This is a genomic window from Ruthenibacterium lactatiformans (genome assembly GCF_000949455.1).
GTDB classification, from domain to species: Bacteria; Bacillota; Clostridia; order Oscillospirales; family Ruminococcaceae; genus Ruthenibacterium; species Ruthenibacterium lactatiformans.
Map to the genome: position 1 here is coordinate 1 of NZ_JXXK01000080.1, position 2,667 is coordinate 2,667.

Sequence of the window (2,667 nt, forward strand, 5' to 3'; positions counted from 1 at the left end):
CCCGGGGCCGTGGCCGCCTCCGCCACCGTCACGGCGGCGCCAAAACGGTAGCTCGCGCCCGCAGGCAGTGCACTTGCACCCGCAGGAGTATTCAGGTAGCGGTAGCTCACGCCGTAGCTGTTGCGGTTGTAATAGATATCAACCACCGTGCTGCCGTCGCCCGCGATGTTCTTCTGCTGGAAGCTCTGAGCCGTAAAGCCCGCAACGGTCTTCGCAGCAGCCGCCGTGAGCGTATCCGTCGTGCCACTCAGCGTTTCGCTGAGCATGGCCGTGTCGGCATCGTACGCATCGTCCAAAATGTTCTGGAAGTGGTGCCGCACCGTGTATTCGGTGTTGCTGTTGGCCGTGAACGAACCGGTAATGGTCACGTTTTCGGCCGGCATCGTGAAGTCGTTCCGGCTCCAGCCGCTGAACGTATAGCCCGGGGCCGTGGCGGCCTCTTCCACCGTTACAGGCGCGCCGTATTTCTCGGTCGCCTTTTCCGGCAGCGCGCTTGCACCCGTGGGCACCGTGCCCGTATAGGCATAGGTCACGTCATAGCTGTTGCGCGTGTAGTACAGCTTCAGCACCAGGCTGCCGTCGCCCGCGATATTGCCGCTGGCGACCGTGCCTTCCACGGTCCGGTCAAGCGTAAAGCCTGTATAAGTCTTCGGGTTTGCCGTTGCGATGGTATCGGTCTTGCCCGTCAGCTCCTCGGTCTCCGCAAGAGTGAAGCCGTCATCCTCAAGGTTCTGCTTGTAATGCTGCACCTGATAAGCGGTGTCCGTGCGGGCTACAAAATAGCCTGTCGCCGTAACATCATTCGCAGGCATGACCGCGGGCTCGTTGGCCCAGCCGATGAAGTCGTAGCCAGCCTTGGCGGCAGCCGCCTCTGCAGCGACGTTCTGGCCGAAGCGGTAATCCGCCTGCTTATAGTTGGGGTTCGGGTCCACGGCGCCAGTGACCGCATACGTTACAGTATAGCTGTTGCGGCTGTAGTAGATATCAACCACCGTGCTGCCGTCGCCCGCGATGTTCTTCTGCTGGAAGCTCTGAGCCGTAAAGCCCGCAACGGTCTTCGCAGCAGCCGCCGTGAGCGTATCCGTCGTGCCACTCAGCGTTTCGCTGAGCATGGCCGTGTCGGCATCGTACGCATCGTCCAAAATATTCTGGAAGTGATGCCGCACCGTGTATTCGGTGTTGCTGTTGGCCGTGAACGAACCGGTAATGGTCACGTTTTCGGCCGGCATCGTGAAGTCGTTCCGGCTCCAGCCGCTGAACGTATAGCCCGGGGCCGTGGCGGCCTCTTCCACCGTTACAGGCGCGCCGTATTTCTCGGTCGTCTCCGCAGGCAGCTCGCTCGCGCCCGTGGGCACCTTACCCGTGTACTGGTAGGTGACCTTATAGCTGTCGCGCGTGTAGTACAGCTTCAGCACCAGGCTGCCGTCGCCCGCGATATTGCCGCTGGCGACCGTGTCCTCCACTGTTCCGTCGAATGCAAAGCCTGTATAGGTTTTCGGGTTTGCCGTAGCAGTGGTATCGGTCTCACCCGTCAGGTTTTCGGTATCCGCAAGGGTATAGCCGTCATCCTCAAGGTTCTGCTGATAGTGCTCCACCTTATAAGGAGTTTCGCCGTTGGCCGTGAAGGAACCGGTAATGGTCACGTTTTCGGCCGGCATCGTGAAGCCGTCTTCCCGGCTCCAGCCGCTGAACGTGTAGCCCGGGGCCGTGGCGGCCTCTGCCACTGTAACAGCAGCGCCGTATTTCTCGGTCGTCTCCGCAGGCAGCTCGCTCGCGCCCGTGGGCACCTTGCCCGTGTACTGGTAGGTGACCTTATAGCTGTCGCGCGTGTAGTACAGCCTCAGCACCAGGCTGCCGTCGCCCGCAACATTGCCTTCGGTGACAGTTTCGTCCACCGTGCCGTCGTAGGTAAAGCCCGTGTAGTCCTTCGGCGTTGCCGACACATGCGTATCCGTAGTGGCGTTCTGTTCTTCCGTCTCAAACAGGACGAAAGCGTCTCCCGCCAGATTCTGCTGGTAGTGCTCCACCTTGTAGCCGGTGTCCGTATTGGCTGTAAAGCGTCCCGTGAGCTGCACGGCGCCGGCAGGCATCGTAAAGCTCGTGACCTCGGCATTGTCTTTCTTCCAGCCGTCGAAAGTATAACCCGGGGCTGTGGCCTTATCCGCCACCCGGACCTCGGCGCCGTACTTGTAGGAAACAGTTCCCGGCAGCTGGCTTGCGCCCGTGGGGGCAGCGCCGTAATCATAGCTTACTTCATAGCTGTTGCGCGCGTAGTGAACTTTCAGAACCAGCTTTCCGTCGCCTGTGATCACGCCTGTGAGAACGTTGTTTTCATTGTCCTTGTCGAACCGGAAGCCCTCATAGCTCTTTGCCTCCGCCGTCGCCGTTGTATCCGTGACGCCCGTCAGGTTCGCTTCTGTTTCACGCAGAGTATAGCCCTTGCCGTCCAGATCCTCCGTCCAGTGCTCCACGGTGTACCTGGTATCGGTATTCGCGGTAAAGGAACCCGTGAGCTGCACCGGGCCGGCGGGCATTTTGAAGCTTGCCGTTACCTTGCCGTCCTCGAGCCAGCCGTTAAACGTATAGCCCGGGGCCGTGGCCTGCGGAGCCACCGTTACATCCGCACCATATTTGTAGGACGCGGCGGCCGGAAGCGCACTTGCGCCT

The 2,667-nt window shown here is 60.6% G+C and carries 1 protein-coding gene; it reads right to left on the bottom strand.

The genetic code is table 11. The annotated features are described in order from the left end of the window. Nucleotides 1-2,667, bottom strand: a 2,667-nt coding sequence (locus TQ39_RS19705; RefSeq protein WP_207641419.1) for an InlB B-repeat-containing protein, incomplete at both ends; no start/stop codon positions are given.